The sequence below is a fragment of the Klebsiella sp. GW_Kp181 genome, assembly GCF_040062315.1.
Taxonomy (GTDB): domain Bacteria; phylum Pseudomonadota; class Gammaproteobacteria; order Enterobacterales; family Enterobacteriaceae; genus Klebsiella; species Klebsiella oxytoca.
On the sequence record NZ_JBEAFR010000080.1, the window covers coordinates 67,708 to 94,598 of the forward strand.

Annotated in this window: 26 protein-coding genes and 1 other annotated feature; of the genes, 17 read left to right on the plus strand and 9 right to left on the minus strand. The window is 55.8% G+C overall.

Annotated elements, in window-relative coordinates; translation table 11 throughout:
• Positions 1–145 precede the first annotated feature (145 nt).
• The 6 genes from dgoR (at position 146) to ABLV11_RS22350 (ending at position 6,244) form a co-directional block, all read left to right on the plus strand.
• Entirely contained in the window at positions 146–835 is a 690-nt protein-coding gene (gene dgoR, locus ABLV11_RS22325) for a D-galactonate utilization transcriptional regulator DgoR (protein ID WP_348855790.1), read from the plus strand.
• On the plus strand, positions 832–1,707 hold the full coding sequence (locus ABLV11_RS22330; RefSeq protein ID WP_348855791.1) for a 2-dehydro-3-deoxygalactonokinase: 876 nt from the start codon (positions 832–834) through the stop codon (positions 1,705–1,707). Before dgoR ends, ABLV11_RS22330 begins: the two co-directional genes overlap by 4 nt.
• Entirely contained in the window at positions 1,691–2,308 is a 618-nt protein-coding gene (locus ABLV11_RS22335) for a 2-dehydro-3-deoxy-6-phosphogalactonate aldolase (protein ID WP_004107180.1), read from the plus strand. Before ABLV11_RS22330 ends, ABLV11_RS22335 begins: the two co-directional genes overlap by 17 nt.
• Positions 2,305–3,453: a galactonate dehydratase gene (gene dgoD, locus ABLV11_RS22340; protein ID WP_004107175.1), complete on the plus strand. Its 1,149-nt coding sequence runs from the start codon at positions 2,305–2,307 to the stop codon at positions 3,451–3,453. Before ABLV11_RS22335 ends, dgoD begins: the two co-directional genes overlap by 4 nt.
• Positions 3,454–3,628: 175 nt before the next feature.
• Complete coding sequence (locus tag ABLV11_RS22345; RefSeq protein WP_348855793.1) at positions 3,629–4,966, plus strand: MFS transporter; 1,338 nt, start codon at positions 3,629–3,631, stop codon at positions 4,964–4,966.
• Positions 4,967–5,017: 51 nt separating this feature from the next.
• Positions 5,018–6,244, plus strand: a complete 1,227-nt coding sequence (locus ABLV11_RS22350) for a DUF3748 domain-containing protein (RefSeq protein WP_126487929.1) — start codon at positions 5,018–5,020, stop codon at positions 6,242–6,244.
• A gap of 1 nt (position 6,245) precedes the next feature.
• Here the strand turns inward: ABLV11_RS22350 and ABLV11_RS22355 are convergent, their stop codons facing one another.
• Entirely contained in the window at positions 6,246–6,575 is a 330-nt protein-coding gene (locus tag ABLV11_RS22355; protein WP_163529178.1) for a YceK/YidQ family lipoprotein, read from the minus strand.
• A 303-nt stretch (positions 6,576–6,878) separates the two neighbouring features.
• Positions 6,879–6,953, plus strand: a sequence feature (ROSE (Repression Of Heat Shock gene Expression) occurs in the 5'-region of heat shock genes and acts as an RNA thermometer to modulate expression.).
• Here ABLV11_RS22355 and ibpA point away from each other — a divergent pair.
• The 3 genes from ibpA (at position 6,947) to ABLV11_RS22370 (ending at position 9,763) form a co-directional block, all read left to right on the plus strand.
• Positions 6,947–7,360, plus strand: coding sequence for a small heat shock chaperone IbpA (ibpA, locus tag ABLV11_RS22360; RefSeq protein ID WP_004107169.1), 414 nt, complete (start codon positions 6,947–6,949; stop codon positions 7,358–7,360). (Overlaps the previous feature by 7 nt.)
• A 116-nt stretch (positions 7,361–7,476) precedes the next feature.
• On the plus strand, positions 7,477–7,905 hold the full coding sequence (gene ibpB / locus ABLV11_RS22365) for a small heat shock chaperone IbpB (RefSeq protein WP_004107167.1): 429 nt from the start codon (positions 7,477–7,479) through the stop codon (positions 7,903–7,905).
• A gap of 196 nt (positions 7,906–8,101) precedes the next feature.
• The gene (locus ABLV11_RS22370; RefSeq protein ID WP_126487937.1) at positions 8,102–9,763 is read left to right on the plus strand and encodes a putative transporter; all 1,662 of its coding nucleotides are present in this window, start codon (positions 8,102–8,104) and stop codon (positions 9,761–9,763) included.
• Here the strand turns inward: ABLV11_RS22370 and ABLV11_RS22375 are convergent.
• Positions 9,731–10,477, minus strand: coding sequence for a GntR family transcriptional regulator (locus tag ABLV11_RS22375; protein WP_105889394.1), 747 nt, complete (start codon positions 10,475–10,477; stop codon positions 9,731–9,733). The two genes, ABLV11_RS22370 and ABLV11_RS22375, sit on opposite strands and share 33 nt — an antisense overlap.
• A 341-nt stretch (positions 10,478–10,818) precedes the next feature.
• Here ABLV11_RS22375 and ABLV11_RS22380 point away from each other — a divergent pair, with 341 nt between their 5' ends.
• Both ABLV11_RS22380 and ABLV11_RS22385 read left to right on the plus strand, forming a co-directional pair.
• A complete protein-coding gene (locus ABLV11_RS22380; protein ID WP_023321810.1) occupies positions 10,819–12,441 on the plus strand; it encodes an alpha-glucoside-specific PTS transporter subunit IIBC in 1,623 nt (540 codons plus the stop codon).
• Positions 12,438–13,760, plus strand: coding sequence for a 6-phospho-alpha-glucosidase (locus ABLV11_RS22385; protein WP_004107159.1), 1,323 nt, complete (start codon positions 12,438–12,440; stop codon positions 13,758–13,760). The genes ABLV11_RS22380 and ABLV11_RS22385 overlap by 4 nt, the downstream gene beginning before the upstream one ends.
• Here ABLV11_RS22385 and ABLV11_RS22390 read toward each other — a convergent pair.
• Positions 13,757–14,650, minus strand: a complete 894-nt coding sequence (locus tag ABLV11_RS22390) for a helix-turn-helix transcriptional regulator (protein ID WP_004107151.1) — start codon at positions 14,648–14,650, stop codon at positions 13,757–13,759. The genes ABLV11_RS22385 and ABLV11_RS22390 overlap by 4 nt on opposite strands.
• 175 nt (positions 14,651–14,825) lie before the next feature.
• Between ABLV11_RS22390 and ABLV11_RS22395 the strand changes: the two genes are divergently transcribed.
• From ABLV11_RS22395 to ABLV11_RS22415, 5 genes are all read left to right on the plus strand, one after another.
• On the plus strand, positions 14,826–16,541 hold the full coding sequence (locus ABLV11_RS22395; RefSeq protein ID WP_004107149.1) for a solute:sodium symporter family transporter: 1,716 nt from the start codon (positions 14,826–14,828) through the stop codon (positions 16,539–16,541).
• Positions 16,538–18,031 carry a sulfatase-like hydrolase/transferase gene (locus tag ABLV11_RS22400; protein ID WP_004107147.1) on the plus strand — a complete coding sequence of 498 codons (1,494 nt, stop codon included), beginning with the start codon at positions 16,538–16,540 and terminating at the stop codon, positions 18,029–18,031. The genes ABLV11_RS22395 and ABLV11_RS22400 overlap by 4 nt, the downstream gene beginning before the upstream one ends.
• Before the next feature lie 235 nt (positions 18,032–18,266).
• Positions 18,267–18,614, plus strand: a complete 348-nt coding sequence (locus tag ABLV11_RS22405; protein ID WP_004107145.1) for a DUF202 domain-containing protein — start codon at positions 18,267–18,269, stop codon at positions 18,612–18,614.
• Positions 18,604–18,966: a DUF202 domain-containing protein gene (locus tag ABLV11_RS22410; protein WP_126487940.1), complete on the plus strand. Its 363-nt coding sequence runs from the start codon at positions 18,604–18,606 to the stop codon at positions 18,964–18,966. Before ABLV11_RS22405 ends, ABLV11_RS22410 begins: the two co-directional genes overlap by 11 nt.
• Positions 18,963–19,493 (plus strand): hypothetical protein, encoded by a 531-nt coding sequence (locus tag ABLV11_RS22415; protein ID WP_049127312.1) that lies wholly within the window; start codon positions 18,963–18,965, stop codon positions 19,491–19,493. The genes ABLV11_RS22410 and ABLV11_RS22415 overlap by 4 nt, the downstream gene beginning before the upstream one ends.
• A 53-nt stretch (positions 19,494–19,546) precedes the next feature.
• On the opposite strand, the gene dsdA is transcribed toward ABLV11_RS22415, so the two are convergent.
• Positions 19,547–20,875 (minus strand): D-serine ammonia-lyase, encoded by a 1,329-nt coding sequence (dsdA, locus tag ABLV11_RS22420; RefSeq protein WP_126487943.1) that lies wholly within the window; start codon positions 20,873–20,875, stop codon positions 19,547–19,549.
• 17 nt (positions 20,876–20,892) lie between these two features.
• Entirely contained in the window at positions 20,893–22,230 is a 1,338-nt protein-coding gene (gene dsdX / locus ABLV11_RS22425; protein WP_004116631.1) for a D-serine transporter DsdX, read from the minus strand.
• A 223-nt stretch (positions 22,231–22,453) separates the two neighbouring features.
• Here dsdX and dsdC point away from each other — a divergent pair, with 223 nt between their 5' ends.
• Positions 22,454–23,383 (plus strand): DNA-binding transcriptional regulator DsdC, encoded by a 930-nt coding sequence (gene dsdC, locus ABLV11_RS22430; RefSeq protein ID WP_126487946.1) that lies wholly within the window; start codon positions 22,454–22,456, stop codon positions 23,381–23,383.
• Positions 23,384–23,509: 126 nt separating this feature from the next.
• Here the strand turns inward: dsdC and emrD are convergent, their stop codons facing one another.
• The 4 genes from emrD to tisB form a co-directional block, all read right to left on the minus strand.
• Positions 23,510–24,694 (minus strand): multidrug efflux MFS transporter EmrD, encoded by a 1,185-nt coding sequence (emrD, locus tag ABLV11_RS22435; protein WP_004107131.1) that lies wholly within the window; start codon positions 24,692–24,694, stop codon positions 23,510–23,512.
• A gap of 177 nt (positions 24,695–24,871) precedes the next feature.
• Positions 24,872–25,705: a DMT family transporter gene (locus ABLV11_RS22440; RefSeq protein ID WP_004107130.1), complete on the minus strand. Its 834-nt coding sequence runs from the start codon at positions 25,703–25,705 to the stop codon at positions 24,872–24,874.
• A gap of 70 nt (positions 25,706–25,775) precedes the next feature.
• Positions 25,776–26,222, minus strand: coding sequence for a GNAT family N-acetyltransferase (locus tag ABLV11_RS22445; protein WP_016807673.1), 447 nt, complete (start codon positions 26,220–26,222; stop codon positions 25,776–25,778).
• 70 nt (positions 26,223–26,292) lie between these two features.
• Positions 26,293–26,382: a type I toxin-antitoxin system toxin TisB gene (gene tisB / locus ABLV11_RS22450; protein WP_004107126.1), complete on the minus strand. Its 90-nt coding sequence runs from the start codon at positions 26,380–26,382 to the stop codon at positions 26,293–26,295.
• Positions 26,383–26,891 lie beyond the last annotated feature (509 nt).

Sequence of the window (26,891 nt, forward strand, 5' to 3'; positions counted from 1 at the left end):
CTAAATTGTAGTACAACATGTTTGTATTGTACTACATTGTGCCCATGGCGATGACGAGTGGTATCACGTTAGTACTACAAAGTTGCGGTCAAATCCGCCTGTCGCGGTAAAGTAGAGAGGTACATCCAGAGCACAAGGACTCTCCATGACTCTCAATAAAACCGATCGCATCGTCATCACGCTGGGCAAGCAGATTGTCAGCGGTAAATACGTTCCCGGCTCTGCGCTGCCCGCGGAAGCCGAGCTGTGTGAGGAGTTTGCTACCTCGCGCAATATCATTCGCGAAGTGTTCCGGTCATTGATGGCCAGGCGACTGATTGAAATGAAGCGCTATCGCGGCGCATTCGTTGCCTCGCGCAACCAGTGGAATTATCTCGACACCGACGTTTTACAGTGGGTGCTGGAGAGCGATTACGACCCGCGGCTGATTAGCGCGATGAGCGAGGTACGTAATCTGGTTGAACCGGCGATAGCCCGCTGGGCGGCAGAGCGCGCAACATCGAGCGACCTGGCGCAAATAGAAGAAGCGCTCAACGACATGATCGCCAACAACCAGGACAGGGAAGCGTTTAACGAAGCGGATATTCGCTACCACGAGGCGGTGCTGCAGTCGGTACATAACCCGGTACTGCAACAGCTCAACGTGGCGATCAGCTCGCTACAGCGGGCGGTATTTGAAAGGACCTGGATGGGCAATGAGGCCAACATGCCGAAAACGCTCCAGGAACATAAGGCGCTGTTTGACGCCATCCGGCATCAGGACAGCGAAGCGGCGGAGCAGGCGGCGCTCACCATGATCGCCAGCTCGACACGAAGGTTAAAGGAAATCACATGACATCTCGCTACATCGCAATTGACTGGGGATCGACAAACCTGCGCGCCTGGCTTTATCAGGGCGAGCAGTGTCTGGAGAACAGGCAATCGGAAGCAGGCGTTACGCGCCTGAACGGACACTCCCCCGCAGCGGTGTTTAGCGAAATAACCGCGGGCTGGCGCGACAGCGCTACCCCGGTAGTGATGGCGGGAATGGTCGGCAGTAATGTCGGCTGGAAGGCGGCGCCCTACCTGCCGGTTCCCGTCCATTTTTCCGCCATTGGCGAACAATTAACCGCCGTTAGCGACCAGGTCTGGATTATTCCCGGACTCAGCGTCTCTCGCGACGATAACCATAATGTGATGCGCGGCGAAGAGACTCAGCTCCTCGGCGCGCGGGCAATAGCTCCTTCCTCCGTCTACGTTATGCCCGGCACCCACTGCAAATGGGTGCAGGCTGACCGCCAACAAATTAGCGACTTTCGCACGGTGATGACCGGCGAACTCCACCACCTGCTGCTGCGCCACTCGCTGGTCGGCGCCGGGTTACCGGAGCAGGTCTCAGCTCCTGACGCGTTTAACGCCGGGCTTGAGCGCGGCCTGCATTCGCCAGACATCCTGCCGCAGCTTTTTGAGGTACGCGCTGCGCACGTGCTGGGCTCACTGCCGCACGAACAGGTGAGCGAATTTCTCTCCGGCCTGCTGATTGGCGCGGAAGTCGCCACCATGAGCGCCCATTTCCACGATCGCCAGGTCACCCTCGTTGCCGGAGAGGCGCTGGCAGACCGCTATCAGCAGGCGCTTGGCGCTATCGGCCGTCAGACGACCGTGGTGTCAGGCGACACCGCATTTCAGACCGGAATAAGGAGCATCGCCCATGCAGTGGCAAACTAAACTACCGCTTATCGCTATTCTGCGCGGCATTACGCCGGAAGAGGCGCTGGAACATGTCGGCGCCGTCATTGATGCTGGCTTCGACGCCGTTGAAATCCCGCTCAATTCTCCGCAGTGGGAAAAAAGCATTTCCGCCGTTGTTGAGGCTTATGGCGACAGAGCGCTGATAGGCGCGGGCACCGTACTTAAGCCTGAACGTGTGGACAGGCTTGCCGAAATGGGCTGCAGGCTTATCGTTACGCCCAATATTCAGCCAGAGGTGATTCGCCGCGCGGTGAGCTTCGGCATGACCGTTTGTCCCGGATGCGCGACGGCGACGGAAGCTTTTACCGCGCTGGATGCTGGCGCACAGGCTTTAAAAGTATTCCCTTCCTCGGCTTTTGGCCCTGACTACATCAAAGCGCTAAAAGCCGTTTTGCCGCCGGAGGTGCCCGTTTTCGCCGTGGGCGGCGTGACGCCGGAGAACCTGGCGCAGTGGCTAAAAGCCGGTTGTACCGGTGCCGGGCTGGGCAGCGATCTCTATCGCGCCGGGCAATCCGTAGAGCGTACCGCACGGCAGGCGGCAGCATTTGTTAAAGCGTATCGAGAGGCAGTGCAATGAAAATAACCAAACTCACCACGTATCGTTTACCCCCGCGCTGGATGTTTTTAAAAATTGAAACCGACGAAGGCGTGATTGGCTGGGGCGAGCCCGTGATTGAAGGGCGCGCGCGCACCGTGGAGGCTGCGGTGCATGAGCTCGGCGATTATCTGATAGGCCAGGATCCGGCGCAGATTAACGACCTGTGGCAGGTGATGTACCGCGCGGGCTTTTATCGCGGCGGCCCGATTTTAATGAGCGCCATCGCCGGTATCGACCAGGCCCTGTGGGATATTAAAGGCAAAGTGCTGAATGCCCCGGTCTGGCAGCTGATGGGGGGCCTGGTACGTGACAAAATCAAAGCCTACAGCTGGGTTGGCGGCGATCGGCCGGCAGAAGTGATTGACGGTATCAAAAAGTTGCGCGGAATTGGTTTTGATACCTTTAAATTAAATGGCTGCGAGGAGCTGGGGCTGATCGATAATTCTCGTGCGGTGGACGCTGCGGTGAATACCGTGGCGCAAATTCGCGAAGCGTTCGGCAATGAAATTGAATTTGGCCTCGATTTCCACGGTCGCGTGAGCGCGCCGATGGCGAAGGTACTTATCAAAGAGCTGGAGCAATATCGCCCGCTATTTATTGAAGAGCCGGTTCTTGCCGAGCAGGCAGAATACTATCCGCGGCTGGCGGCGCAAACCTCGATTCCTATTGCGGCGGGCGAACGCATGTTCTCGCGCTTCGAGTTTAAACGCGTGCTGGAAGCCGGTGGGCTGGCTATTCTGCAACCCGACCTGTCGCACGCCGGCGGTATTACCGAGTGCTATAAAATCGCTGGAATGGCTGAGGCCTATGACGTGGCGTTGGCGCCGCACTGCCCGCTGGGACCCATTGCGCTTGCCGCCTGTTTGCATGTCGATTTTGTCTCCTATAACGCCGTCTTCCAGGAACAAAGTATGGGCATTCACTATAACAAGGGCGCGGAATTACTCGACTTTGTAAAAAATAAAGAAGACTTCAATATGGAAGGCGGCTTCTTTAAACCATTAATGAAGCCAGGGCTTGGCGTAGAGATCGATGAAGCGCGGGTAATTGAATTAAGTCAAAATGCGCCGGACTGGCGTAATCCGTTGTGGCGGCATGAGGATGGTAGCGTCGCGGAATGGTAAATGCTCTTCATATTTCACGCCACAGGTGCGTTGGCTGCGATTGCGCACCCCGGTCACTTACTAATGTAAGCTCCCGGGGATTTGCAATCTTGCCGCCTTCCTGCAACGTGAACTATTTAGAGCATTCGTAAGCAAAAATATAAATTTTAAACACACCCTCTGTAAATTACCGGGCATGGTGAGCGGCTTCGCTATGCCCAAAATCTGGAGACAGATTGCGATGGATATTTCAGTTACAGCTGCAAAACCCGGGCGTCGTCGTTATTTGACGCTGATTATGATCTTTATTACCGTGGTGATTTGTTATGTTGATCGCGCCAACCTTGCCGTGGCATCGGCGCATATTCAGGAAGAGTTTGGTATTACCAAAGCGGAAATGGGATATGTATTTTCCGCCTTCGCGTGGCTGTATACGCTTTGCCAGATCCCCGGCGGTTGGTTCCTTGACCGCGTGGGATCGCGACTAACCTACTTTATCGCTATTTTTGGCTGGTCAGTGGCGACGCTACTGCAGGGATTTGCCACGGGACTGATGTCGTTGATTGGTCTGCGCGCGATTACCGGGATCTTTGAAGCCCCGGCGTTTCCCACTAATAATCGCATGGTGACCAGCTGGTTTCCGGAGCACGAGCGCGCATCAGCCGTCGGTTTTTACACTTCAGGACAGTTTGTCGGGCTGGCATTCCTGACCCCGCTATTAATCTGGATTCAGGAAATGCTGAGCTGGCACTGGGTTTTTATCGTTACCGGCGCTATCGGGATAATATGGTCTTTAATTTGGTTTAAGGTTTATCAGCCGCCGCGTCTGACAAAAAGTATCAGCAAAGCCGAACTGGATTATATTCGCGACGGCGGTGGCCTGGTGGACGGCGATGCGCCCGTTAAAAAAGAGGCGCGGCAGCCGCTGACCAAAGCCGACTGGAAGCTGGTATTCCATCGCAAACTAATCGGCGTTTACCTCGGGCAGTTTGCCGTAACCTCCACGCTGTGGTTTTTCCTGACCTGGTTCCCTAACTATCTGACCCAGGAAAAGGGGATTACGGCGCTGAAAGCGGGCTTTATGACAACGGTGCCGTTCCTTGCCGCCTTTGTTGGCGTGCTGCTTTCCGGCTGGCTGGCGGACAGGCTGGTCCGAAAAGGCTTCTCGTTAGGCGCCGCGCGTAAAACGCCAATTATCTGCGGGCTGCTGATCTCGACCTGCATCATGGGGGCGTACTACACCAACGATCCGGTGTGGATTATGATCCTGATGGCGCTGGCCTTCTTCGGCAACGGCTTCGCCTCCATTACCTGGTCGCTGGTATCGTCGCTTGCGCCGATGCGGCTTATCGGGCTGACCGGCGGTATGTTTAATTTCGTCGGCGGGCTGGGCGGTATCACCGTTCCGCTGGTGGTGGGTTATCTGGCCCAGGACTATGGTTTTGCGCCTGCGCTGGTTTATATTTCCGTTATTGCGCTGATTGGCGCGCTTTCTTACATCCTGCTGGTGGGGGATGTCAAACGCGTAGGCTAATTCTTTCCGATACGATACCCTGATGCGAAAGTCTCGCATCAGGGTATGTTTATGAAACAAGTCACCTTTGCTCCCCGTCATCATCAGCTGACCAACACTCGCACCTGGACGGCAGACAGCCGCTGGCTGGTCTTTGACGTTCGCCCTTCTGGCGCTTCCTTTACCGGCGAAACCATCGAGCGGGTGAATGTCGATACGGGAGACGTTGAGATCCTCTACCGTGCCGGACAAGGCGCATACGTTGGTGTGGTGACCGTTCATCCATCGGTAGATAAATATGTCTTCATCCACGGCCCGGAAAACCCTGACGAGGGCTGGCATTACGATTTCCACCATCGTCGCGGTGTGGTGACGTACCAGGGAGAAACCCACAACCTGGATGCGATGGATATTACCGCTCCCTATACTCCCGGCGCGCTGCGCGGCGGCAGTCATGTGCATATTTTCAGTCCGAACGGTGAATTTGTCAGCTTTACCTATAACGACCACGTGCTGCATGAACGCGATCCGGCGCTGGATTTGCGCAACGTTGGCGTGGCGGTTCCCTATGGCCCGGTAGTACCGTGTGGCGATCATCCACGTGAATACGGCGGCAGCCACTGGAGCGTGCTGGTCAGCCGTACAACGCCAACCCCGGCGCCGGGCAGCGACGAGATTAATCGCGCCTATGAAGAGGGATGGGTGGGCAACGGGGCGCTGGCGTTTATTGGCGATACGCTGGCGATAAATGGCGACAAAGTGCCGGAGCTGTTTATTGTCGAACTGCCGGAGAGCGAACGGGGCTGGAAGCAAGCGGGTGATGCGCCGCTGGCAGGAACGCAAACCACGATGCCGGCGCCTCCTGCCAGCGTTGTTCAGCGTCGCTTAACGTTTACCCACCAACGCCGTTATCCAGGGCTGGTGACTACGCCCCGCCATTGGGTACGCGCCAATCCGTCGGCAACGGACATCGCTTTTCTGATGCGCGATGAGGCTGGCGTGGTGCAAATGTGGCTCATTTCGGCGCGGGGGGACGGGCTGCGGCAGTTGACCCACAACCGCTCCGATATCCAGTCGGCGTTTAACTGGCATCCCTCAGGAAAATGGCTGGGCTTTGTGCTGGAAAACCGCATCGCGATCTGTGACGCGCAGAACGGGGAAATCGACTTTTTGACCGATGAGCATGCCCATCCGCCATCGGCCGATGCGATCGTCTTTTCGCCAGACGGCAAACAGCTTGCCTGGATGGAGGAGGTGGACGGTTACCGCCAGCTCTGGGTAACCGAAACGGCGCGCTAAATCAGGGGGTTGGCATCCGCGCTGGCGGGATCACGGAATTGGTCGCCAGCGTCTCTTCCTCGCTCTTTTCCACGCGCGATTTCACCGAACTGTCGGTACGGAACATATCCCACGGCAGCAGCAGCGTGTCCATGACCGCCGTGAGCGGCATATCCAACGCCACCAGCGATTTCGTGCCCCAGTTTGCGTCGCTATCCCCGAGCAGCTGCGCGCTGGCGCGCGTTCCAGGATAGGTTCCTTCCTTGCCGCCAGTATGTGACATCACGCTGGAGCAACCACCCAAACTTATTATCCCGCCGAACAGGACCAGCTTTAAAAGACCGTTTTTCATCATTCTTCCGTCATCGTTACGGGCGTTGATAGAACCTTCGAAGTACAACCTCATTCAGAATGCGGCCAGCAGGGAAGCAGTCTGAAGAACGGCGTACCTATCGGTTATATCGGGCCATTCCATGGATGCATAGTGCCATTGCGCCGCACTGTGGCAGGCGTCGCACTTTGCCTTTTGTGCTGTCACTCCAGTCTAAGCAATAGACTGCAAACTGCAAAAAATTTTGCCTTTTTCCCCTTGAAAAGACCATGGATATACCCATTTTAGGAATGTGTCTCCCTGAGAATACGCCGAATGGGTATTCCGGGTAATAACGGCCTGTCCATGATGGAAGGTCAGATAATTCTCGCTGATTTCAGGAGCTATGTATTATGCGTAATTTCGATCTCTCCCCGCTGTATCGTTCTGCTATTGGTTTCGACCGCCTTTTCAATCTGTTAGAAAATAATCAAAGCCAGAGCAATGGCGGCTACCCTCCGTACAACGTTGAGTTAGTAGACGAGAACAACTACCGCATCGCGATTGCCGTTGCCGGTTTTGCCGAGAGCGAACTGGAAATTACCGCCCAGGATAATCTGCTTATTGTAAAAGGCGCCCACGCCGGCGAGCAGAAAGAGCGTACCTACCTGTATCAGGGCATCGCTGAGCGCAACTTTGAGCGTAAATTCCAGCTCGCAGAAAATATTCATATTCGCGGCGCCAACCTGGTAAACGGTCTGCTGTATATCGACCTTGAGCGCGTTATTCCTGAAGCGAATAAACCGCGCCGTATCGAAATCAACTAATTTGATGGGCCGCGAAGGCGGCCCGGTATTGCTGAAAACAGTGCCCGCCGTCAGGGGGCAAAGGCGAATCCGCAGGATTTGCAAACATCCACTCGCTTCTTAGAAGGAGAAAGACTATGCGTAACTACGATTTATCCCCGCTTCTGCGTCAATGGATCGGTTTTGACAAACTGGCCAACGCGCTGCAAACCGCCGGTGAAAGCCAGAGCTTCCCGCCTTATAACATTGAAAAAAGTGACGATAACCACTATCGCATTACCCTTGCGCTGGCCGGTTTCCGTCAGGAAGATTTGGATATCCAGCTTGAAGGCACGCGCCTGACGGTAAAAGGCGCGCCGCAGCAGCCGGAAAAAGAGACCAAATGGCTGCACCAGGGGCTGGTTAACCAGGCATTTAGCCTGAGCTTCACGCTCGCCGAAAATATGGAAGTCTCCGGGGCAACCTTTACCAACGGCCTGCTGCATATCGATTTGACCCGCAACGAGCCGGAACAGATCGCCCCGCAGCGCATCGCCATCAGCGAGCGCCCTGCGTTACAGAGCTAATTAAGCGAATCACTTATAAGGCCCCGATTTTCGGGGCTTTTTTGTGCGTGATACACATTACTTTGTCCTTTCTTGTTGTGTTCAACAAAATGGTCGTTGGCTGATCCCGTGATTATTGTGCGCCAGGCGGCATACAGCCTGGTGACTACCGGTCATAATCCTCATTGTGCGTAATGTTATACACAGGGAAGAGACGATGAGTGATATAGCATTGACCGTTAGCGTATTGGCGCTGGTGGCGGTAGTCGGATTGTGGATCGGCAATGTAAAAGTGCGCGGTGTCGGCTTCGGTATCGGAGGCGTGCTGTTTGGCGGTATTATCGTCGGCCACTTTGTAGACCAGGCGGGCATTACGCTCAGTAGCCCCATGCTGCACTTTATTCAGGAATTCGGCCTGATCCTCTTCGTGTACACCATCGGGATCCAGGTGGGGCCGGGCTTCTTCGCTTCGCTGCGCGTCTCTGGCCTGCGGCTTAACCTGTTCGCCATTCTGATTGTGATTCTCGGCGGTCTGGTTACCGCGGTCCTGCATAAACTGTTCGATATTCCTCTCCCCGTGGTGCTCGGGATCTTTTCCGGTGCGGTAACCAACACGCCTGCGCTGGGGGCCGGGCAGCAGATCCTGCGCGACCTTGGCGTGCCGCTTGATGCCGTCGACCAGATGGGTATGAGCTACGCCATGGCCTATCCATTCGGTATTTGTGGCATTTTGCTGACCATGTGGCTGGTCCGGCTGTTCTTCCGAATCAACGTTGAGAAAGAGGCTCAGCAATTTGATGAAAACAGCGGCAATGGCCATGCGCATCTCCAGACCATCAACGTGCGGGTTGAAAACCCCAACCTGAACAATATGGCGATTCAGGATGTGCCGATGCTTAACAGCGACAAGCTGATCTGCTCGCGTCTCAAGCGCGAGGAGATGCTGATGGTGCCCGCGCCGAATACCCTGATTCAGCTTGGGGACCTGCTGCACCTGGTCGGGCGACCGGAGGATTTGCACAACGCTCAGCTGGTGATTGGCAAGGAAGTTTCCACTTCGCTCTCCACTCGCGGTACCGATCTGAAAGTCGAGCGCGTGGTGGTGACCAACGAAAAAGTATTGGGTAAACGCATTCGCGATCTGCACTTTAAGCAGCGCTATGATGTGGTGATCTCGCGGCTCAATCGCGCCGGGGTTGAACTGGTCGCCAGCAGCCATGCCAGCCTGCAGTTCGGCGATATTCTTAACCTCGTCGGCCGCCCGGAGGCGATTGATGCGGTAGCCGCCGAGCTGGGCAACGCCCAGCAAAAACTGCAGCAGGTGCAGATGCTGCCGGTATTTATCGGCATCGGCCTGGGCGTGCTGCTGGGCTCCATTCCGCTGTTTATTCCGGGATTCCCGGCGGCGCTGAAGCTGGGTCTGGCAGGCGGGCCGCTGATTATGGCCCTGATCCTCGGACGTATCGGCAGCATCGGTAAGCTGTACTGGTTTATGCCGCCCAGCGCTAACCTTGCGCTGCGCGAACTGGGCATCGTGCTGTTCCTCGCGGTGGTTGGCCTGAAATCCGGCGGCGATTTTGTCGCGACGCTGATTGAAGGCGACGGGATGAGCTGGATTGTCTACGGCATCTTTATCACCGCGATACCGCTGCTGACGGTGGGTATTCTGGCGCGCATCCTGGCGAAGATGAACTACCTGACCCTGTGCGGGATGCTGGCCGGCTCAATGACCGACCCTCCGGCGCTGGCGTTTGCCAATAACCTGCATGCCACCAGCGGCGCGGCGGCGCTCTCCTACGCGACCGTTTATCCGCTGGTTATGTTCTTACGTATTATTACCCCGCAGCTACTGGCGGTGCTGTTCTGGGGGATAGGGTAACGGGTGCTCCGTCCGGACGCGCCGCAGATGGTAGTCCACCTGATATTCGCTGGCGTTACGGAACATCACCGAGTAGTTAAGAAATTCGCCGCTGTCGCTGTAGGAAAGGGAGGTTATACGCAGCAGCGGCGTCTGTTCCGGCACGTTCATCGACTGCGCCAGCTGCCTGTCCGCCAGCACTGGCGACAGCGTTTCATAGTTACCGCTAATGGTTATTCCGCACTCCTTCTCAATGTAATCGAACTTCGATCCCTCCAGGTGCACCAGCGACAGATTGCGAAACAACTTTACCGGCATATAGCTGTCCTCCAGCATTAGCGGCTTGCCATCGACATAGCGTACCCGGCGCGAGAAGTAGATCCGTTCATCAATTTGTATCCGCAGCAGGCTGGCGATAGCCGGGGGCGCGGGCATCACCTCAAAAACCAATACCCGGCTGACCACCTCTTTGCCGTGCTTGCGCAGCACTTCGGCCAGTCCGGTTAGATTGCTGGTTTCATGATGCAGGTCTTTGCGGGCGACATAGGTACCGGAGCCGTGCCGACGCACCACCAGTCCCCAGCTGACCAGTAGATCGATGGCTTTGCGGATGGTCATGCGCGCAACGCCGAACTCTTCCGCCAGCTTTTTTTCGCTCGGTAGCGGGCTGCCAATATCGAAATCGGAAGAATTAAGCCGTAAACGTAATCTGTCGGCGATAGATTTGTAGATCACCAGTAGACCTCTATTAAGGTTGTCACCATTCATGTCAGATAAAAAATTATCTATAAAAAACAAATTAATACTTAGCAAAAGAAAATATTAATCAGGCTGATGTAAATGCCATAATTCATCATGTCTAATTTTTTACAAGAAAGTAGACAACATTGATGTAATTAAAACCATGAAAGCGATCACGAATCGCAACGGCGCCGCATGTTGCCGCTCGGGCAAATTTCTATTCTCGTCCCAGGCCAGTACCAATAGTTACCCTGAATTATTCACCATTGTTCGTGGAGCATGCCGGGTATCAATAAGGCCACTCACCCTATAAGTTGTTACATGAGGATTTTCAAATGCTCAGTCAAATACAACGCTTTGGCGGCGCCATGTTTACCCCGGTTTTACTCTTTCCTTTCGCCGGGATCGTGGTGGGTATCGCCATTATGTTGCGTAACCCGATGTTCGTCGGCGAAGCGCTCACAGCCCCCGATAGTTTGTTTGCTCAGATCGTTTACATCATTGAAGAGGGCGGCTGGACCGTCTTTCGTAATATGCCGCTGATTTTTGCCGTCGGTTTGCCGATCGGCCTGGCGAAACAAGCTCAGGGCCGGGCTTGTCTGGCGGTACTGGTCAGCTTCATGACCTGGAACTATTTCATCAACGCCATGGGGATGACCTGGGGCCACTTCTTCGGCGTCGACTTCTCCGTTGAACCAACGGCAGGCAGCGGCCTGACGATGATGGCCGGGATAAAAACGCTCGATACCAGCATTATTGGCGCGATCGTTATCTCCGGGCTGGTGACCGCCCTGCATAACCGCTACTTCGATAAACCGCTGCCGGTGTTTCTGGGGATTTTCCAGGGCTCCTCGTTTGTGGTGATTGTCGCCTTCCTGGCGATGATTCCCTGCGCCTGGCTGACGCTGTTGGGATGGCCAAAAGTGCAGATGGGTATCGAATCCCTGCAGGCCTTTTTACGCTCGGCCGGGGCGCTGGGCGTCTGGGTCTATATCTTCCTTGAACGTATCCTGATCCCGACCGGTTTACACCACTTCGTCTACGGACCGTTTATTTTCGGCCCGGCGGTAGTGGAAAGCGGTATTCAGGTTTACTGGGCGCAGCATTTACATGAATTCAGCCAGAGTACCGTGGCGCTGAAAACCCTGTTCCCGGAAGGCGGATTCGCGCTGCACGGTAACTCGAAGGTCTTTGGTTCCGTGGGGATCGCGCTGGCGCTCTACTACACCGCAGCACCGGAAAACCGCGTGAAAGTCGCCGGTCTGCTGATTCCTGCCACCTTGACCGCCGTACTGGTGGGAATAACCGAGCCGTTAGAGTTCACCTTCCTGTTTATCTCGCCGCTGCTGTTTGCCGTCCATGCGGTGCTGGCGGCCACTATGGCGACGGTGATGTATATCTGCGGCGTGGTCGGCAACTTTGGCGGCGGCCTGCTCGACCAGTTCCTGCCGCAAAACTGGATCCCGATGTTCCACAACCACGCGTCGATGATGTTTATCCAGATAGGCGTTGGCGCATGCTTCACCGCGATCTACTTCGTTATCTTCCGCACTCTGATTCTGCGCCTGAACCTGAAAACGCCGGGCCGTGAAGAGAGTGAAATTAAGCTCTACAGCAAAGCGGATTACCAGGCCGCGCGCGGCAAAACCAGCGTTGCGGGGGCTACAGATACCAAACTGGGCCAGGCCGCCGGCTTCCTGCAGGCGCTGGGCGGAGCGGGCAACATCGAGAGCATCAATAACTGCGCCACCCGGCTGCGCATTGCGCTGGTCGATATGGCGAAGACCCAAAGCGACGACGTCTTTAAAGCGCTGGGCGCCCACGGCGTAGTCCGCCGCGGCAACGCAATTCAGGTCATCGTCGGCCTGCACGTTCCTCAGGTCCGCGACCAGCTGGAAACCCTGATAAAAGATTCTCTACAGACCGAACAAACCACCATGACGGAGGCAGTATCATGAAAAAATTCTCAGTTGTTATCGCAGGCGGCGGCAGTACCTTCACCCCGGGCATCGTGCTGATGCTGTTAGCGAACCAGGATCGCTTCCCGCTGCGGTCGTTGAAATTTTACGACAACGACGGCGCGCGTCAGGAGACCATCGCCGAGGCGTGCAAAGTCATTCTCAAAGAGCAGGCGCCGGATATCGCGTTCAGCTACACCACTGACCCGCAGGCGGCCTTTACCGACGTTGATTTCGTGATGGCGCATATCCGCGTGGGCAAATATCCGATGCGTGAAAAAGATGAAAAAATTCCGCTGCGTCACGGTGTGCTGGGGCAGGAAACCTGCGGTCCTGGCGGTATCGCCTACGGTATGCGCTCCATCGGCGGCGTTCTGGAACTGGTGGACTATATGGAAAAATATTCGCCAAACGCCTGGATGCTGAACTACTCCAACCCGGCGGCAATTGTGGCGGAAGCGACCCGTCGCCTGCGTCCGAACGCTAAAATTCTCAACATCTGCGATATGCCGATCGGTATCGAAGGGCGCATGGCGCAAATCGTGGGTCTTAAGGACCGCAAACAGATGCGCGTGCGCTACTACGGTCTGAATCACTTCGGCTGGTGGACCTCGATTGAAGATTTACAGGGCAACGATCTGATGCCGAAACTGCGCGAACATGTGGCGAAATTCGGCTATGTGCCGCCGTCAAACGACCCGCATACCGAGGCCAGCTGGAACGATACCTTCGCCAAGGCGAAGGACGTGCAGGCGCTGGATCCGGATACGATGCCCAATACTTACCTCAAGTATTATTTGTTCCCGGACTACGTCGTGGCGCACTCTAACCCGGAACGTACCCGCGCCAACGAGGTGATGGATCATCGCGAGAAAAACGTCTTTAGCGCCTGCCGGGCCATTATTGAGGCCGGTAACTCATCCGCGGGGGATCTGGAAATTGACGAACATGCTTCCTATATCGTCGATCTGGCGGCGGCAATTGCTTTTAATACCCAGGAACGCATGCTGCTGATTGTGCCGAACAACGGCGCGATTCATAACTTCGATGCCGATGCGATGGTGGAAATTCCGTGCCTGGTTGGCCACAACGGACCGGAGCCGCTGACGGTTGGCGATATTCCGCACTTCCAGAAAGGGATGATGAGCCAGCAGGTCGCGGTGGAAAAACTGGTGGTGGATGCCTGGGAACAGCGTTCTTACCATAAGCTATGGCAGGCGATTGCGCTGTCGAAAACCGTGCCGAGCGCATCGGTCGCCAAAGCGATTCTTGATGACCTGATCGCGGCCAATAAAGAGTACTGGCCGGAACTGCATTAATCCTGCTGACCGGCATCCATAGGGTGCCGGTCATTCATTTTTAGTACCGCTGAGGGCGCATAGCCGAAGCGGCGTTTAAACGCCTTGCTAAAATGAAAGGAGTCGAAGAAGTTCAGCATCTCCGCCACCTTACCCACCGTATTCCCCTCCTGCTTTAATAGCGACTGCGCCAGCTCAAGCTGGGCGTTAAGGTAATACTCCTTTGGCGTTTTGCCGGTATGACGCAAAAAGAGGCGCCGCAGCCAGGGTTCGCTGCACTGCATAGCATCAGCCATATCGGCTACGCTCCAGCGCTTTTGCGGATTAGCGTGTAGAGCGGCAATCAGTTTTTCCAGCTTTTGCAGTTGACGATCTTTTTTGCCATTTTCGGCGATCAGGCAAATCCATTGATAAATGATTTTCGTGAGGTAGGCGACGGCCAGATTATTCTTTAGCGGATCGCGGTCAGCAATCAATAAGGCCACTTCATTGAGTTCCTTATTAAAAATATCGGCGTGATAAATAGTGCCGATTTGTAATACCGGAATAGGCATCAGCGTAGTAGGAATAAATTCCATCCAGTATTGTTCCCAGACCAATCCGGCGCAGTGATAGGATTTGATCTCGATGGGTTTTAAGAATATGACGCAGTTACCGTTTAAGGTTATTTCAGTGTGGTCTCTGAGATATATTTTACCACATCCCTGCAGCGTATATATCGCCACCCACGAGTTGGCGATAAGCGGTTTCTTTTTATCGCGCGGCCAGCTGACCCGGTAGCTTTCATCGGCCAGGGTATGCCATAGCGAGAGCAGTGAAATCCCGCTTGAGATCACATTTTCTTCCAGAACTAACGGAATGTTATACGTAGTTTCGTTTTTTACATGCGAAATCTGTATTTTTCCATTCATTTTAATTTCCCATCGGCCAATGATGCCTGCAACCTGATGAGGTGAATTTAGCAAGAAATAGCCTTGCAGGGATACATTGCATCTCGTTTTATATAAATCATCGCCTTACCTGGATAAAACGCTATTCCTCTGTACCGGATAGCGCCGGGATATAATGACAAATAAGGGCTTTAAGATGAATGCCATACAAATTTTGAGCTTTGTCGGGTTTACATTGCTGGTGGCTATCATTACCTGGTTTAAGGTAAGAAAAGCGGATACCGGCTCGCAGCAGGGCTATTTCCTTGCCGGCCGTTCGCTGAAAGCGCCGGTCATCGCCGCCTCGCTGATGTTAACCAACTTATCGACCGAACAGCTGGTGGGATTATCGGGCCAGGCTTACAAAAGCGGCATGTCGGTTATGGGCTGGGAGGTGACATCGGCGGTGACGCTGATTTTCCTGGCGCTGATCTTTCTTCCCCGCTATCTGCAGCGCGGTATCGCCACCATCCCGGACTTTCTGGAAGAGCGGTACGATAAAACGACCCGCATTATTATCGACTTCTGCTTTCTTATCGCCACCGGTATCTGCTTTTTACCCATCGTGCTTTACTCCGGCGCGCTGGCATTGAATAGCCTTTTTCATATTGGTGAATCGCTGGGTCTGACCCAGGGCGCCGCCATCTGGTTACTGGTGATTTTGCTCGGTCTGGCCGGGATTTTATACGCGGTGATCGGCGGCATGCGCGCGATGGCAATCGCTGATTCCATTAACGGAATCGGCCTGGTGATTGGCGGCCTGATGGTACCGATTTTTGGCCTGATGGCGATGGGGAAGGGGAGTTTTTTACAGGGTATCGAGCAGCTGACGACGGTACACGCGGAGAAGCTGAACTCTATTGGCGGCAGCAGCGACCCCCTACCGATTGGCGCGGCGTTTACCGGCCTGATTCTGGTGAACACCTTCTACTGGTGTACTAATCAGGGGATAGTGCAGCGTACCCTGGCGTCAAAAAGCCTGGCGGAGGGGCAGAAAGGGGCGCTGCTGACGGCGGTTCTCAAGATGCTCGATCCGTTGATTCTGGTGCTTCCCGGTTTAATTGCCTTTCATCTCTACCAGGATCTGCCGAGCGCGGATATGGCCTATCCGACGTTGGTCAACAAGGTCATGCCGCTTCCGCTGGTCGGTTTTTTTGGCGCCGTTCTGTTTGGCGCCGTTATCAGTACCTTTAACGGCTTTTTAAACAGCGCCAGTACCCTGTTCAGCATGGGAATTTACCGGCGCATCATCAATGAAAACGCCCAGCCGGAGCAGCTGGTGCGCATTGGGCGGAAATTTGGCCTTTTTATTGCGGTGATCTCGGTGATTGTCGCGCCGTGGATCGCTAATGCGCCGCAGGGGCTGTATAGCTGGATGAAGCAGCTCAACGGTATTTATAACGTGCCGCTGGTAACCATCATCATTATGGGCTTCTTCTTTCCGCGTATCCCGGCGATCGCCGCCAAAGTAGCGATGGGGCTGGGGATTGTTAGCTACATCACGATTAATTACCTGGTGAAATTTGATTTCCATTTCCTCTACGTGCTCGCCTGCACGTTCTGCATCAACGTGGTGGTGATGCTGGTTATCGGCTTCATTAAGCCGCGGGCGACGCCGTTTACATTCCATGATGCGTTTGCCGTTGATATGCAGCCGTACCGGCACGTGAAAATTGCCTCGGTGGGCATTCTGTTCGCGATGATCGGCGTTTACGCGGGCCTCGCCGAGTTTGGCGGCTACGGCACTCGCTGGCTGGCGGCGGTGAGCTACGCCATTACCGCAGCGGTCATTATCTATCTGATTTACAGCAGCTGGCGGGAACGCCGCTCCGCTCCAGCTTCCTATGCTATCGATGTGAAGGAAAAATCATGAGTCGCCCCAATTTCCTGTTTATTATGACCGATACCCAGGCTACCAATATGGTGGGTTGTTACAGCGGTAAGCCGCTGAATACCCAAAATATTGATTGTCTGGCCGCCGAAGGTATCCGCTTCAATTCCGCCTATACCTGCTCGCCGGTATGCACCCCGGCACGTGCCGGGCTGTTTACCGGAATCTATGCCAACCAGTCCGGCCCGTGGACCAATAACGTCGCGCCGGGAAAAAATATCTCCACCATGGGGCGCTACTTTAAGGATGCGGGTTACCGCACCTGCTATATCGGCAAGTGGCATCTGGATGGTCACGACTACTTTGGTACCGGCGAGTGCCCGCCCGAGTGGGACGCTGACTACTGGTTTGACGGCGCGAATTACCTCGCAGAGCTGACTGAGGAAGAGATCGGCCTGTGGCGTAACGGCCTGAACAGCGTAGAAGATTTACTGCAGCATGGGATAGATGAAACCTTCACCTGGGCGCACCGCATCAGCAACCGGGCGGTCGACTTCCTGCGCCAGCCCGCCCGCGCTGACGAGCCGTTCCTGATGGTGGTTTCCTACGATGAGCCGCACCATCCGTTTACCTGCCCGGTAGAGTATCTGCGCAAGTACCAGGACTTTTATTATGATCTTGGGCCAAAGGCTCATGACTCGCTCGCCGATAAACCGGAACACCATCGCCTGTGGTCGCAGGCGATGCCCTCCCCGGTAGGTGAAGATGGGCGCTATCATCATCCGCTCTACTTTGCCTGCAACGACTTTGTCGACGATCAGATTGGTCGGGTGATTAACGCCTTAACGCCACAGCAGCGGGACAATACCTGGGTTATTTATACATCCGATCACGGCGAGATGATGGGCGCCCATAGGCTCATTAGCAAAGGCGCGGCGATGTATGACGATATCACTCGTATTCCGCTGATCATGCGCCCGCCGCAGGGCGTACCCATGCAGATCGACGCGCCGGTCAGCCATATCGACCTGCTACCGACGATGATGGCGCTGGCGGGTATCCCTAAGCCCGATATTCTGCCGGGGGATAATATTCTTAACGCCGATACGTCGCGCGGGGTGATGGTGGAATTCAATCGCTATGAGATTGAACATGACAGCTTTGGCGGGTTTATCCCGGTGCGCTGCTGGGTGACGGATGAGTACAAACTGGTGCTTAACCTGTTTACCAGCGATGAACTGTACGACAGGAAAAACGACCCGGATGAGCTGTATAATCTTATTAATCGCCCCGATTTCGCCGACGTTCGCTGTCAAATGCACGATGCGCTGCTTAACTATATGGATAAAATCCGCGACCCGTTCCGTACTTATCAATGGAGCTTGCGTCCGTGGCGGCCGGATGCCCTGCCGCGCTGGATGGGCGCTTTCCGCCCGCGCCCGCAGGACGGCTACTCGCCGGTCGTGCGCGACTATGACACTGGACTGCCGACGCGGGGCGTGAAGGTGGAGGAGAAAAAACAGAAGTTTTGACGAGTTCAACGCGCGGGCAAAGAGCGCTCGTCAGATATTGCCCGGTAGAAACGCGGACCCGCTGGGCCATAACTTGCACGATATGGCCGCCCATCATCGGCCTGATAGCCCGACTTTAAGCGGCTGTCAGGCCTGAACTTTCTCTGAAATGGGGCGATTATTAATGCCTTCGGCTTTGGCTCTCAGGTAGAATCGCCGGTATTTTACGCAATCGGGAACCCATCAAGGAGTTATGATGAAAATATCCCGCCTTGGCGAAGCACCGGATTACCGCTTCTCGCTGGCCAATGAACGTACCTTTCTGGCGTGGATCCGCACTTCTCTCGGCTTTCTGGCCGGTGGCGTTGGCCTCGACCAGCTGGCGCCGGATTTCGCCACGCCGCTGATTCGCGAAATCCTCGCTCTGCTGCTGTGCCTGTTTGCCGGCGGTCTGGCGATATACGGCTATTTACGCTGGCTGAGCAACGAAAAAGCGATGCGCCTTAAGCAGGATTTGCCCTATACCCGCACGTTGCTGCTGATCAGCATTCTGTTGACCATCGTTATCGTGGTGGTGATGGCGCTGGTGCTCTATGCCGGATAATCGTCGGGCGCGTCGTGAGCGCGATCCGGGGCTGCAGCCGGAGCGCACGTCGCTGGCCTGGTTTCGAACCCTGCTGGGCTATGGCGCGCTGCTGGCGCTGGCGATTAAGCACCACTGGCATCAGGCGGGGCTTCCATTCTGGATCTCGCTGGGCATATTGCCGTTCGTTGCCATTATCCTTTGGCGCTATACCCGCAGCCGTAATCTGATGAACGTCGAGCAAAGCGATTTTGCTCAGCCGCAGGCGGTTCGTGACAAATTTTTGATCGCATTCGCAGTACTTTCCCTGTCATTGTTGTTTGCTGTAACCCATATACGACAGGTGATTTTGTTTATTAAGGATGTGACATGACAGGATGTCAGGCTGACTACGGTGACGATCGGCACTGCGGCAACTGCCAGTCTCTGGCGAGCGATATTCCCGTGCAGGAAGTGATCATTCATCGTCAGGAGTGTGAACGCCCCGAGCTCGTCTACCATCAGTTGAGCGCCCAGGGGGCAGTGGCAATCAAGTTTATTCCCCATCTGCAGCCCGCCGACGCCCGTCTGTGGGGGGATTTTCTTTGCGCGGTATTCGCGATTTGGGTCAAAGAAGATGCTAATCGTATCGTCGTGCCGCTGTTTGAGGCCACGCTGCGCGCCTGGCGCGGCGAGTCGGTGCAGTATGTTAATAATCCGCCGGGGCCGGCCTGCGCTGGCTGCGCCTGGCTAAGATTATGCGGTGGGGGCTGCCCGCAGCTGCGTCTGGAGGATGGCTCCAATGCCCTTTGTGAGGGATACCGGCAGTTTTATAGCTGGAGCGCTCCCTATATGCGCGTTCTGCGCGATCTACTCAATCAGCACCGTTCGCCGGTTGAGCTTATGCATCTGCTGCGCTAAAAAAATGGCGACGAAAGAGCCTTCGTCGCCATCGTATTGCCCTTGCTGCAGGTTTACCGTCCTTTTGCCAGATACTGCGCCATCTCCTCTTCCGGCACCATGCCGCCGCCGGTTGCCCACACCAGATGGGTCGCATTGCGCATCTGCTCAGCGGTGAAACCGTACATCTGCTGATACGCCTGGCTGGCGCAGACCCGCTGCGGCCCGGCCATGCCGGCCAGAGCGGATGGCTCCAGGCGAATACCTTCTTCTTCGGCTAACCAACCCAGCATATCGTACATGGTCTGGTCATCGAGAGAGTAGAACCCATCCAGCAGGCGCTCCATTGCCCGACCCACGAAACCGGAGGCGCGGCCTACCGCCAGGCCATCTGCGGCGGTCAGATTATCAATCCCCAGATCCTGAACCGAAATCTGGTCATGCAGACCGGTATAGACACCCAGCAACATGCACGGGGAGTGGGTCGGTTCGGCGAAGAAGCAGTGTACGCTATCGCCAAACGCCAGCTTCAGGCCAAACGCCACGCCGCCGGGGCCGCCGCCAACGCCGCACGGCAGGTAAACAAACAGAGGATGACTGGCGTCCACTACGCGCCCTTCGCGGGCAAACTGCGCTTTTAGCCGCTCGCCAGCCACGGAGTAGCCGAGGAACAGGGTGCGCGAGTTCTCGTCATCGATAAAGAAGCAGTTCGGGTCGGACTCGGCGGCTTGCCGTCCCTGCTCAACCGCCACGCCGTAATCCTCTTCGTACTCCACCACCGTTACGCCGTGGCTGCGCAGTTTGGCCTTTTTCCACGCTCTGGCGTCGGCGGACATATGTACCGTCACCTTGAAGCCGATGCGTGCGCTCATAATGCCAATCGACATTCCCAGGTTGCCGGTGGAGCCAACGGCGATGCTGTACTGGCTGAAGAAGGCCCTGAACTCGGGGGTTAGCAACTTACGATAATCATCGGTTGTGTTTAATAATCCCGCGTCGATCGCCAGTTTTTCCGCATGCGTCAGCACTTCATAAATGCCGCCGCGGGCCTTAATCGAGCCGGAAATCGGCAGGTGACTGTCTTTTTTCAGCAGCAGATCGCCGCCAATCGGTTGATGAAAGGTTTTTTCCAGCCGGGCCTTCATTGCCGGGATGGCTACCAGTTCTGATTCGATAATACCGCCAGTGGCTGCGGTTTCAGGAAAGGCTTCCGCCAGGTATGGCGCAAAACGATCGAGCCGGGCGTGGGCGTCCTGAACGTCTTCTGTCGTCAGGCCAACGTAGGGTAACCCTTCCGCCAGCGACGTCGTTGACGGGTTAAACCAGGTGGTTTCTTTCAGGGCTATCAGTTCCTCCAGCAGAGGAAACTGCGCGAGTAAATTGGTCATGTCAGCGTTTTTCATATTACGTCTCTTTGCGCTCAGATGATGAAAGAAAGCAGGAATGTACCGGCCAGTGCAAGCAGCGAAGCGATAAAGGTCGCTGTGGTATAGTATTTGAACGTTTCGTTAAGGCTTGCCCCGCAGTACTGCTTAACCAGCCAGAACAGGGAGTCCGTCACGATAGTGCAGCCAATCGCGCCGGAGCCGATGGCGATAGCGATGATTTCCGGGCTCACGCCGGGATAGAGCGGCAGCATCGGTGCGACGATGGCGGTTGCGCCCATCATTGCCACGGTGGCGGAACCGACTGCGGCATGCAGAATCAGCGCCACCAGCCAGGCCAGCAGAATCGGGTGCATATCGAGGTTCGACAGAATTACCGCCAGCGTATCGGCCAGACCGCTGGTCTTCAGGATGGCGTTGAAGGCCCCGCCTGCGCCGATAATCAGCAGGATATTGGCGATAGAGCCGAAGCAGTTTTCCGTATGCGTCAGCAGGGTGCTCATGCCCATATTCTGACGGATGCCCAGCACGTAATAGGCCACAAAGACCGCGATAAACATGGCGGTGATGGGGTTACCGATAAACTCCAGCAGCATATATAGCGTGCCGCCTTTGGTCATATTCAGTTCGGCGATGGTTTTTACCAGCATCAGGCCGATCGGCAGCAGGACGGTAAACAGGGTGGCGCCAAGCGAAGGCAGGGTCTCTTCTTTGCGCACTTCGAGATTGGCAAATTCAGCCGGAACCGCTTTAAACGGCAGGCGGTTGCCGAGCAGCCGCAGGAACAGCGGGCCACCGACCAGCGAAGCCAGCAGGCCCACCAGCAGACCGTATACGATCACCGTCCCGATATCCGCGCCCAGCTTATTCGCGACAAACAGCGCCGCCGGATGCGGCGGCACCACGCAGTGTACCGCCATCAGCGCCGTACACAGCGGGATGGCCAGCTTGAGCAGCGACGTGTTGGTCTTTTTGGCAATGGAAAACGCCAGCGGGATCAGCAGCACCACGCCTACTTCAACGAACAGCGTGATCCCGCAAATCAGGCCCACCAGCACCATAATGACGTCAGCGGACAGCCAGCGGCAGCGCTGGAGCGTCAGGCCGATACGCTCAGCCGCGCCGGAGACCTCCATCATTTTGCCGAGAATCGTCCCCAGCCCAATTACCGCCGCCAGGAAGCCCAGCGTGCCGCCAATCCCGCTCTCGATGGCGTTAACCATATCCAGCGGGCTCATGCCCATCATGGCGCCGACGAAAAAGCTGGCCAGCAGCAGCGCCAGAAACGGGTGAAACTTCAGTTTGACGATAGTTAACACAATCAACACGATGCTGATCAGCAGCGTGCTCACAACCCAGATTTGAGATTCCATACCCCACCTCGCCTGTGAATAATCTATCGCTATTGAACAGAAAAACGGCGCCTGCTGACAAACGATATAAACGGCCCTTCAGATGAACCAGATTGAATCAAAAAGGTGATTTTGCTCTAAAATTGTCTGTTATGTGTGTTATGAATCACTTTTATTCATCTTTAACGCGCAGCTGGCGCGAAAAATTTCTTACACTCGGCGGGGAATAGTGAAGGAGTAAGAGATGGAAACACTAAAAGAGTTAGGCACTCGCCTGCTTAACGGCTGGCAGCTATCGAAGCTGTATACCTTTGAAGTCGCCGCCCGGCATGAGTCGTTTGCGCTGGCGGCGGAGGAGCTGTCGCTGACGCCGAGCGCGGTGAGCCACCGTATCAACCAGCTGGAAGAAGAGCTGGGGATCCAGCTGTTTGTGCGCTCGCATCGCAAGGTAGAGCTGACGCATGAAGGTAAGCGGGTGTACTGGGCGCTGAAGTCCTCGCTGGATAGCTTAAACCAGGAGATTCTGGATATTAAAAACCAGGAGCTGTCGGGAACCTTAACGGTGTATTCGCGCCCGTCCATCGCCCAGTGCTGGCTGGTGCCTGCGCTCGGCGATTTTACCCGCCGCTATCCGTCGATATCGCTCACCGTGCTGACCGGCAACGATAACGTTAATATGCAGCGTGCGGGCATCGATCTGGCGATCTACTTCGATGATGCGCCTTCATCGCAGTTGAGCCACCATTTTCTGATGGATGAGGCCATCGTGCCGGTCTGCACGGCGAACTACGCGCGCCAGCATCAGCTACCGCAGAATCCCGGTAATCTTCGCTACTGTACGCTGTTGCACGATCGTCAGGCCTGGAGTAACGATTCCGGCACCGATGAGTGGTTCAGTTGGGCGCAGACATTCGGCATCGAGTTGCCGCAATCGTCGGGTATTGGCTTCGATCGTTCGGATTTAGCGGTGATTGCCGCGATGAATCACGTCGGCGTGGCGATGGGGCGTAAGCGGCTGGTGCAAAAGCGCCTGGAGAGCGGAGAACTGATCGCGCCGTTCGGCGAGATGACCCTGAAATGCCATCAGCACTACTACGTGACGACCCTGCCGGGCCGTCAGTGGCCGAAAATCGATGCTTTTATCCACTGGCTGCAGAGCCAGGCGCAATTATGATGACCGGCTTAGTTTCATCCCGGTGGCGCTGTGTGTATGACCGGGCTGCGGGTTTACCGGCGTCCGTCATTTTGTCGCCCGGGTAAGACGCGCCGCGTCGCGACCCGGGGAACCCGCAAAGAAGCCTTAAACCGGCTGCTGATGTTGATGAAACCGCGACGCCAGCGGCAGCCAGCACAGCAGAATCAGCAATCCCATCAGCATCATCAGCAGGCCGAGGCTGCCCTGGCCGGTTTGCGGCATCATCGCCGACAGCCACGCCAGCACGCCGGAACCGATGTTTTGTAATCCGCCCACTAACGCCCCGGCGGTGCCGGCAAGGAACGGGAAAGGTTCCATCGCGCCGCTGGTTGCCAGCGGAAACAGCATTCCTGCGCCAAAGAAGAACAGCGCAGCAGGAACCAGCAGGGTCCAGACGGTCATCACGCCCAGCAGGCCCGGTATCCACATCAGCACGCCCGCCAGCAGGCAGCAAATCACCGACTGCCACATCAGCGTCGGGAAGCGTTTGTTTGGCCGCCCGGCAAACCAGGCGCCAAAGAACGCCGCCGGAATCGGCAGAATAAACAGAATGCTGACCGACATACTGCTCAGTCCCAGCACCGCCCCCATCAGCACCCCGGAACAGGCTTCGAATACGGCAATGCCCGCGAGGCCGCCGATCAGCATCAGCAGATAGCAGTTGAACGCGCCGGTTCCGAACAGCGTTTTATAGTTGGTGATGAGACGGGTGCGCGGTGCGCCGGTGGGCCGGGTTTCCGGCATCCAGCGCGCCATGCTGAAGGTGACGCCAGCGCAAAGAATCAGCAAGAATACGAAGCAGGCCCGCCAGTTCCACAAGGTATCAAGAATACCGCCAATCAACGGGGCCAGCAGCGGGCTTACCAGAATTCCCATATTCAGCAGGCTATTGGCGTGTCTGAGCTGCGCGCCTTCATACAGGTCACGCGGCAGGGTACGCGCCATCACGCCGCCGACGCCGGTACCCATTCCCTGCAGTGCGCTGGCGGCGATCAACACCGGCAGACTATGGGTGGTAATGGCAATCAGCGTCGCCAGCATAAAAATAGACATCCCAACGAGGATCACCGGACGCCGGCCAACGCGATCGGAGAGCGGGCCGTAGAAAAGCTGCGAGACGCCGTAGGTCAGCAGATAAGCGGCCATCACGCTCTGTACCGCGCCTTCACGCACGTTTAGCGATACCGCCATATCGGCAATCGCCGGGATATAAATGGTCTGCGCCATCTGGCCGACGGCCACCAGCAGTACCAGCATCAACAACAAATTGAAGTTCTTATGCCGTTTCATGTCGATGAATACTTTGTAGAAAGTTGAAGGTAAAGAATATGTGACTGGCACATCCGCAAAACGATGGAGGAATCTACCATATTAAAATGACAGAACAACCCTGTAAGGGGGGATTATCGGGGATGTTCAGGCAGGTTTTGTAAACAACAATCGGCAACTAATGTTGCCATGTGTGGTTTACGACAGCCGCAGCAGAATCGCCCCGGCGGCAATACCGCAGGCAGCCACGATGCGTAATGGAACCATCTTTTCTTTCAACAGGATAAACGCGATAACCGCGCCAAAAAGAATTGAGGTTTCGCGCAGGGCGGCGACCACCGCCAGCGGCGCCTGGGTCATTGCCCACAGCGCCAGGCCATAAGAACCCATAGTGCCAACGCCGCCGACCAGGCCTTTCTTCCAGTGCTGGCGCAGATAGCGGCTGGCCTGCGGGCGTCGGGCAATCATCGCCCAGCCCAGCAGACAGAAGCCATTCATAAAAAAGGTCCATAGCGTATAGCCCAGTGCGGTTTCTGAAAGCCGCACCCCGGTTCCGTCTACCAGCGTATAACCGGCAATAAAGCAGGCGTTGATCAGCGCTAATAGGATACCGGTGCTTGAACGGGATCGGCCGTTAAACGCCATCGCCAGTATCGCCAGGCAGATGACGCCGATGCCCAGCCACGCCAGCGGAGAGAGGTGGTCGCCAAGGAAGATAACGCTGATTATCGCCACCAGCAGCGGCGCGGTTCCGCGCATCAGCGGATAGGTCTGGCTCATATCCGAGACCTGATAGGTTTTCGCCACCAGCACCGTATACACCACCTGTAGCGCGCAGGAGACAGCAAGAAACGGCACGCTGGCCAGCGTCGGCTGGGGGGCAAAAGGGAGCAAAACCAGGGCGATGAGCGAGGCAGAGCCGCTAACGCCAATCGCCGCGTACATTTTATCGCCGCTGGCTTTAACGATAGCGTTCCAGCTTGCGTGAAGCAGGGCGGCGAACAGCAATATACAGAATACGGTAATGGTCATTGCAGCCTGGCGCTGGGGGATAAATCGTCACTGGACTGTAACATGGGCGCGCTTTGGCAACCAGAGACAGCTAGAGCGAACAAAACAGGCGATGGGTGACCCGCGGTTCATCATAGACCGGGCGAAATCCCAGATTTTCATAAAACGACCAGGCCGTTGACGGCGCATGGGTGTTGAGAAAATCAAAGCTGGCGCCGGAGTGGGTAATAACCGAGACCAGCAGCTGATGCCCGATCCCCTGCCGACGGTGGCGCTCGCCGATATATAAATGGCGGATGCGGCCGGCTCGCGGCTGCTGGCTAAAAGGGTCGACATTGAGCCCGCAAACCCCAACCAGCTGCCCAAATGCAAAAGCGCCCAGCAGCTTTTCTCCCGGCGCGTTAAAGCGGTTAATCCCGCTCTGCCAGTTCTCCGCCAGGCGGCCCAGCATATTCAGGTTTTGCGTCAGGCTTTCGGCGCGTAGTGCCGAAAAACCGGGTTCGTCCGGGGTGATGGCGGCAATCAACAAGGGGGCCATAATTTTCTCCGTCAGGTTAGCCTGTAGAGGGGCGGTTTCCCGCCCCTCTCAGGTGCGACTTGAACCTGAATCAGCGGAACTGTTTCAGGACTGCATCAAGTAGTTGCAACACGGCAACCATGAGTTTCAGGATCAGAACAACGATATCCACTCCGCCCATACGCGTCTCCTCTGGTTCAGGAGCACAACCGGCTGGCGTACCTTTCCGCCGCCTGTTGCCAGCCAGGGTATACCCGTCATCATTCAGGCGCGACCAGTGGGTTGCGGGCTAAATGATTCGGGGTATTTGTTGACGTAACACAGTGTGCTCTTCTGGGGTTAAGGCGCTGACGGCACCACCCGTTTCAGCCAGGACTTTTTTTGCGCCGGTAAAAGTGCGGCCCCAGATTCACCCTGCGTACCCCCTCAGTATAGAATGAATACTGTATGTATGAACAGTATTTTTTGGACAAATTTGCATACGCGATCCATACTCTAAATCAGCAAAAACCGTCGTGAAAATTGCGCCTTCTTCCCCGATCGCGTATACTTTTTTCGTTGACGTAATACAGTGTGCTTGCGGCCACCAACCGTAAAACACCGAGCAGAAAACCTCGCCGCGGCGGGGTTTTTTGTTGTCATCCCTAAACCACCTCCTAGGGAGGTGGTGATTGATCCTGTAAGGCTATA